Annotated in this window: 8 protein-coding genes; 4 read left to right on the top strand and 4 right to left on the bottom strand. The window is 71.3% G+C overall.

Annotated elements, in window-relative coordinates; all coding sequences use genetic code 11:
- Both L2I40_RS17580 and L2I40_RS24490 read right to left on the bottom strand, forming a co-directional pair.
- The coding region (locus tag L2I40_RS17580) for a hypothetical protein (protein WP_237216494.1) at nt 1-502 on the bottom strand (502 nt) is incomplete at its 3' end.
- A gap of 118 nt (nt 503-620) precedes the next feature.
- Nucleotides 621-743 carry a hypothetical protein gene (locus tag L2I40_RS24490; RefSeq protein ID WP_272910984.1) on the bottom strand — a complete coding sequence of 41 codons (123 nt, stop codon included), beginning with the start codon at nt 741-743 and terminating at the stop codon, nt 621-623.
- A gap of 209 nt (nt 744-952) precedes the next feature.
- Here L2I40_RS24490 and sdhC point away from each other — a divergent pair, with 209 nt between their 5' ends.
- From sdhC to L2I40_RS17560, 4 genes are all read left to right on the top strand, one after another.
- Nucleotides 953-1,396: a succinate dehydrogenase, cytochrome b556 subunit gene (gene sdhC, locus L2I40_RS17575; RefSeq protein ID WP_237216493.1), complete on the top strand. Its 444-nt coding sequence runs from the start codon at nt 953-955 to the stop codon at nt 1,394-1,396.
- Between the two features lie 11 nt (nt 1,397-1,407).
- Nucleotides 1,408-1,818, top strand: a complete 411-nt coding sequence (gene sdhD / locus L2I40_RS17570) for a succinate dehydrogenase, hydrophobic membrane anchor protein (protein WP_237216492.1) — start codon at nt 1,408-1,410, stop codon at nt 1,816-1,818.
- A gap of 90 nt (nt 1,819-1,908) precedes the next feature.
- On the top strand, nt 1,909-3,720 hold the full coding sequence (gene sdhA, locus L2I40_RS17565; RefSeq protein ID WP_237216491.1) for a succinate dehydrogenase flavoprotein subunit: 1,812 nt from the start codon (nt 1,909-1,911) through the stop codon (nt 3,718-3,720).
- A 13-nt stretch (nt 3,721-3,733) separates the two neighbouring features.
- On the top strand, nt 3,734-4,516 hold the full coding sequence (locus L2I40_RS17560; protein ID WP_237216490.1) for a succinate dehydrogenase iron-sulfur subunit: 783 nt from the start codon (nt 3,734-3,736) through the stop codon (nt 4,514-4,516).
- Between the two features lie 127 nt (nt 4,517-4,643).
- Here the strand turns inward: L2I40_RS17560 and L2I40_RS17555 are convergent, their stop codons facing one another.
- Together L2I40_RS17555 and L2I40_RS17550 are read right to left on the bottom strand one after the other, a co-directional pair.
- Nucleotides 4,644-5,318: a DUF938 domain-containing protein gene (locus L2I40_RS17555; protein WP_237216489.1), complete on the bottom strand. Its 675-nt coding sequence runs from the start codon at nt 5,316-5,318 to the stop codon at nt 4,644-4,646.
- Nucleotides 5,315-6,068 (bottom strand): bifunctional metallophosphatase/5'-nucleotidase (locus L2I40_RS17550; protein ID WP_237216488.1); only part of this gene is annotated, 754 nt, incomplete at its 5' end. The genes L2I40_RS17555 and L2I40_RS17550, both read right to left, overlap by 4 nt.

Below are 6,068 nucleotides of genomic sequence, written 5' to 3'. Positions count from 1 at the left end.
GCGGGTCCAGCGAGACCCAGATGGGCAGCGCGAGCGGCAGCCGCGCCTCGGCGACGAAGGTCGGCACGGGCCAGAGCGCGCCGGACGACGTCCATGCCACGCCGAGCGCCGCGTCGCCGGCGACCCCGGCAAGGGCGGCCGCGATCCGCATGACGCGCCGCGCCGCGGCGACGGCGCCGGCCACATCGCCGTCCTGCGGCACAGGCGCGACGGAGATCGGGAGTTGCGCGCGGTGCGCGGCGACGGCCCCGCGCGCCTCCGGCCACCAATAGGCCGCGTCGGCCAGCGACCCGGCCTCGGCCATGGGCGTCGACAGCATGTCGGCCCGGAAGGCCGTCGCCCCGAGGCCGAATGAAAGCGGCCAGGCGGCGGCGCCGGACAGGGCGCGGAGCGTGGCAAGATCGGTGGGCGCGAGGCCGCGGACCAGGGCCAGCGCCGACCGGGGGTCCGGCGGCGGCAGCGTGTCGCGCAACAGCAGGACGGCCATCGGATGGTCGGCCATGGGACGTCCCTCCGGTGCACCGGCACGTGGCGAGCCGTCGGTGCTGCTGCCGTTCAATCACGGAGCCGGACGCGGATGCAACGACGACGACGCGGATCCCGGCGCGCGCGGCGCGTCGTCAGCCCAGCAGCAGCTTCACGAGGGTCGCCAGCGCCGCGCACCCGGTGACCAGCTTGTGCAGCAGGTCGATGGCCGCGCCGACGCGGCTGCGTTGGGGCGCGGGCCTCGGGCAGGGCGGCACGCCGGCGGTCCGGCGCCGAGAGCCTGGGCGACGACTCCACATGCGACAAGGATAACATTCCTATCTCCGCGGCGCATGCACGATCCGACGAGCAGGTCCGCACCGGACCCTGCGTTGACGCTATGGCGCACCGCACCATAAACAGCACCGAGAGGAAGGCGCGCGCCCCCGCCGGAAGACGCGAAGGCGCGCCAGTCGGAGCGGACTCAATGTCCATCATGAAGGACTCGCGCGAGGCGACGATGGTCGGCCGGCGCTCGGACGGCACCCTGATCCGCCGTCCGCTCTCGCCGCACCTGCAGGTCTACGACATGCTGCAGATGACCAGCGCGCTGTCGATCTCGCACCGAATCACCGGCGTGATCTGGGTGGCTGGCGTGCTGGTGATGACCTGGTGGCTGGTTGCCGCCGCCGCCGGACCCTCCGCCTTCGGCGCGGTGCAGTGGTTCCTCGGCTCCTTCCTCGGGATCCTGCTGCTGATGGGCGTGACGGCCGCGGCGTGGTTCCACACGCTGGCGGGCATCCGCCACCTCGCCTGGGATGCCGGCTGGGGCTTCGACATCCCGACCACCTACAAGACCGGCCGCGCGGTGCTGATCGGCACGGCCGTGCTGACCGCGCTGACCTGGCTCGCGCTGCTGATCTCCTGGTGAGGGCCTGACGGATGTCGCACACCACCTCCGGCCAGCCGGCCCGCCAGGCCGCCCTGCAATCCCCGCTCGGCCGCGTGCGCGGCGCGGGCTCGGCGAAGAGCGGCAGCCATCACTGGTGGATGCAGCGGGTCACCTCCATCGCGCTGCTGCCGCTGACGATCTGGTTCATCGTCTCGCTCGCCACCGGCGCGGGCATGACGCATGGCGAGGTGCTGATGTGGATCGGCAACCCGTTCAACGCGGTGCTGCTGCTGGCGCTGATCGCGCTGACCTTCCACCACACCGCCTCGGGCCTGCAGGTCGTCATCGAGGACTACGTCAACCAGGAATGGCTGAAGATCGGTGCCATCCTCGTGGTGAAGGGGGTTTGCTGGCTGCTCGGCCTCGCCGCCGCGCTCGCCGTGCTGCGCATCGCGGTCTGAGGCTTGGCTTCCGGCGAACACGGCTCAGATTCCTAGGCACATGACCGGCGGCGACCTATCCCGGGCGCGGCCAGACAATCGGACGGCAGCATGAACGCCATCTCCAAGCCCTCGCGTGGGGCGTATCGGATCGTCGATCACACCTATGACGTGGTCGTCGTCGGCGCGGGCGGCGCGGGGCTGCGCGCCACCTTCGGCATGGGCGCGGCCGGCCTCAGCACGGCCTGCATCACCAAGGTCTTCCCGACCCGCTCCCACACCGTCGCCGCGCAGGGCGGCGTCGGCGCGGCGCTCGGCAACATGGGCGAGGACGATTGGCGCTGGCACATGTACGATACCGTGAAGGGGTCGGACTGGCTCGGCGACCAGGACGCGATCGAGTACATGTGCCGCGAGGCGATCCCGGCGGTGATCGAGCTCGAGCATTACGGCGTGCCCTTCAGCCGCACCGAGGACGGGCGGATCTACCAGCGGCCCTTCGGCGGCCACATGCAGCACTACGGCAAGACGCCCGCGATGCGGGCCTGCGCCGCCGCCGACCGCACCGGCCACGCCATTCTGCACACGCTCTACCAGCAGAGCCTCAAGCATGGCTGCGAGTTCTTCGTCGAATACTTCGCCATGGACCTCATCATGGACGATGAGGGGCGCTGCCGCGGCGTGACGGCCTGGTGCCTCGAGGACGGCTCGATCCACCGCTTCCGCGCGCAGACGGTCGTCCTGGCGACCGGCGGCTATGGCCGCGCGTATCTCTCCTGCACCTCGGCGCACACCTGCACGGGCGACGGCAACGCCATGGCGCTGCGTGCCGGGCTGCCGCTGCAGGACCAGGAATTCGTGCAGTTCCACCCGACCGGCATCTACGGCGCCGGCTGCCTGATCACCGAGGGCGCGCGCGGCGAGGGCGGATACCTGACGAACTCGGCCGGCGAGCGCTTCATGGAACGCTACGCGCCGACGGCCAAGGACCTGGCCAGCCGCGACGTCGTCTCGCGCGCCATGTCGATGGAGATCCGCGAGGGGCGCGGCGTCGGTCCGCACAAAGACCACGTGCTGCTGCACCTCGAGCACCTCGGCGCCGAGCTGCTGCATGAGCGCCTGCCCGGCATCTCCGAGACGGCGAAGATCTTCGCCGGCGTGGACGTGACGAAGGAGCCGATCCCGGTGCTGCCGACCGTGCACTACAACATGGGCGGCGTGCCGACGAACATCCACACGGAAGTCCTGAGCCCGGTGCCGGGCGACGAGGACCGCGTGGTGCCCGGCCTGATGGCGGTCGGCGAGGCGGCCTGCGTGTCAGTGCATGGCGCGAACCGCCTCGGCACCAACTCGCTGCTCGACCTCGTGGTGTTCGGGCGCGCCGCGGCGCATCGCGCGGCGGAGACGATCAAGCCCGGCGCGAGCCAGGCGCCGCTGCCGGCCGGCGCGGGGGAGGCGAGCCTCGATCGCTTCGACCGCATCCGCCACGCCAAGGGCGGCACGCCGACGGCGAAGCTGCGCGAGCAGATGCAGCGCGCGATGCAGAGCCACGCGGCGGTGTTCCGTTCCTCCGACAGCCTGAAGGAGGGCGTCGAGAAGATGCGGAAGATCTGGGGCGGGATGGAGGACCTGAAGGTCGTCGACCGCAGCCTGATCTGGAACAGCGACCTGGTCGAGGCGCTGGAGCTCGACAACCTGCTCGGCAACGCGATGACGACGATCGTCAGCGCCGAGGCGCGGAAGGAAAGCCGCGGTGCCCACGCGCAGGAGGACTACCCTGAGCGCGACGACGACAACTGGATGAAGCACACGCTCGCCTGGTGTGACGGCGACGGCAACGTCCGCCTCGACTACCGCGGCGTGAAGATGCGCACGCTCACCAACGAAGTTCAGGTCTTCCCGCCCAAGGCGCGGGTTTACTGAGGAACCCGCCCAGATGGCGACCTTCACCCTTCCCAAGAACAGCAAGATCACCGAGGGCAAGCGCCATCCCGCGCCCTCGGGCGCGAAGAACGTGAAGTCCTTCAAGATCTACCGCTGGGATCCGGACAGCGGGGAGAACCCGCGCACCGACACCTTCGAGATCGACCTCGACCAGTGCGGGCCGATGGTCCTGGACGCGCTGATCAAGATCAAGAACGAGGTGGACAGCACGCTGACCTTCCGGCGGTCCTGCCGCGAGGGCATCTGCGGCTCCTGCTCGATGAACATCGACGGGCTGAACACGCTCGCCTGCCTCAAGCCGATCGAGGACGTGACGGGCGACGTGAAGATCCACCCGCTGCCGCACATGCCGGTGGTGAAGGACCTCGTCCCCGACCTGTCGCAGATCTACGCGCAGCTGCGCTCCATCGAGCCCTGGCTGAAGTCCGACACGCCGCCGCCGCCGGACGCGGAGCGGCTGCAGTCGAAGGAGGAGCGCGCGAAGCTCGACGGGCTGTGGGAGTGCATCCTGTGCTTCTGCTGCACCACCGCCTGCCCGAGCTATTGGTGGAACGGCGACCGCTATCTCGGCCCGGCCGTGCTGCTGCAGGCCTATCGCTGGATCGCGGACAGCCGCGACGACCACACCGGCGAACGGCTGGATGCGCTCGAAGATCCGTTCAAGCTGTATCGCTGCCACACGATCATGAACTGCGCGCGGACCTGCCCGAAGGGGCTGAACCCGGCGCAGGCGATCGGCGAGATCAAGCAGCTGTTGGCGACGCGCGGGGGCTGAGCCTCGCCTCCCTCTCCCTCCTTGGAGGGACAAGGCCGGGGTGAGGGTGGTCCCACGGGCGCGTCCTTCGATGGTCTACAGCTGCGGGTCGCTCTATCCGTGACGGGTGGTTCTTGCTGACCCACCCTCACCCCAACCCTCTCCCGCCCTGCGGGAGAGGGGGGCAGGCGCGCCGCAGCACCACCGTGATGTTGTTCGCCGGCATCTCGATCACCTGCGGCGCCGCGAAGTCGGCGCCGGCGGCCGCGACCAGATCCTCCAGCCGCCGCAAGCCCCAGTCCGGGTTCCGCGCGCGCAGCGATGCGTCGAACTCCAGGTTGCTCGGCGCCGTCTCGACGCCGGCGCGGATCCACGGTCCGTAGAGCACCAGCGGCGCGCCCGGCGCCAGCAGCCGCGCCGCGCCACGCAGCAGCCCGAACGTCGCTGCCCAGGGCGCGATATGCGCCATGTTGATGCAGAGCACCGCAGCCGCGCTCGTCACCGGCCAGGGGTCGGCCGACGCATCCAGCGCGAGCGCCGGACGCACATTCGCGAGCCCCTTGCACCACGCATCGCAACTCGCCCGGCCCTCTTCGGACGGGTCGGAGGGCTGCCATGTCAGTCCGGGGAGCGCCGCGGCGAAATACGCGCAGTGCTCGCCGCTGCCGCTCGCGACCTCCAGCACCCGGCCCGATGCCGGCAGGACCCCGCGCAGCACGGCCAGAAGCGGCTCGCGGTTGCGCGCGACCGCCGGGGCGACGAGCCGCGCATCCTCAGCGGGCGGCGTGTCGGCCGGCGTCCAGGGCGGCAAGGGCGACGTCACCGGATCGCGATGCGCCCGTCGGTGCGCGGCGTCAGCGGCGACAGGTTGCCGAGATGCGCTGCCACGACCTCTTCCAGCAGCGGGCCGGTGTCGTAGGCCTCGAGCGCGCGGTCGCGCAGCGCGACATAGCCGTCGCCGCCGCGGCGCATGAAGTCGTTGGTCGCGATGCGGTAGGCGCGTTCGGGATCGAGCCGCCCGGCGCGCTCGCCGCGCGTCACCTCCGCCGAGACGATCCGCTGGCCGGCCGGACGCGACATGTCCACCTCGATCCGCAGACCGGCGATCTGCGGGAAGCGGCCGGCGCCGGGCTGCGACAGGCCGTTCTCCAACGCCTCCAGCAGATGGCCGCCGCGGATCGTCGCGGTCGCCACCGCATTGCCGAAGGGCAGCACGGTCAGCACGTCGCCATAGGTAATGGTGCCGGCGGGGAAGCTTGCGCGGATGCCGCCGCCGTTCTGCAGCGCAATGTCGGCGGTCGGCGTCGCGGCCAGCATCGCCTCGGCGATCAGGTTGCCGATGGCGCATTCCTGCGCGCGGCAGGTGCCGTTGTCGAAGGCGCCGAGCGAGGTGGCGACGGGCCGCGCCCGGACCTCGCCAAGCGGCGCGGCGAAGCGCGCGACGATCGCCGCGGCCTCGGCGTCCTCGGCGAGCGCGGGCGCGACCTCTGCCGCCTCGCCGCCATGCGCCGTAACGCGCCCGTCCGGCGCCAGGTCTAGGTCGAGCCGGCCGACGAAGCGGCCGAGCGCGCCG

The organism is Falsiroseomonas oryziterrae (genome assembly GCF_021864505.1).
Taxonomy (GTDB): domain Bacteria; phylum Pseudomonadota; class Alphaproteobacteria; order Acetobacterales; family Acetobacteraceae; genus Falsiroseomonas; species Falsiroseomonas oryziterrae.
This window is presented reverse-complemented; position numbering and strand designations above follow the sequence as displayed.

Coding starts and splice junctions, on each gene's coding strand:
- sdhC (WP_237216493.1), top strand. CDS start 953: ATGTCCATCATGAAGGACTCGCGCGAGGCGACGATGGTCGGCCGGCGC.
- sdhD (WP_237216492.1), top strand. CDS start 1,408: ATGTCGCACACCACCTCCGGCCAGCCGGCCCGCCAGGCCGCCCTGCAA.
- sdhA (WP_237216491.1), top strand. CDS start 1,909: ATGAACGCCATCTCCAAGCCCTCGCGTGGGGCGTATCGGATCGTCGAT.
- L2I40_RS17560 (WP_237216490.1), top strand. CDS start 3,734: ATGGCGACCTTCACCCTTCCCAAGAACAGCAAGATCACCGAGGGCAAG.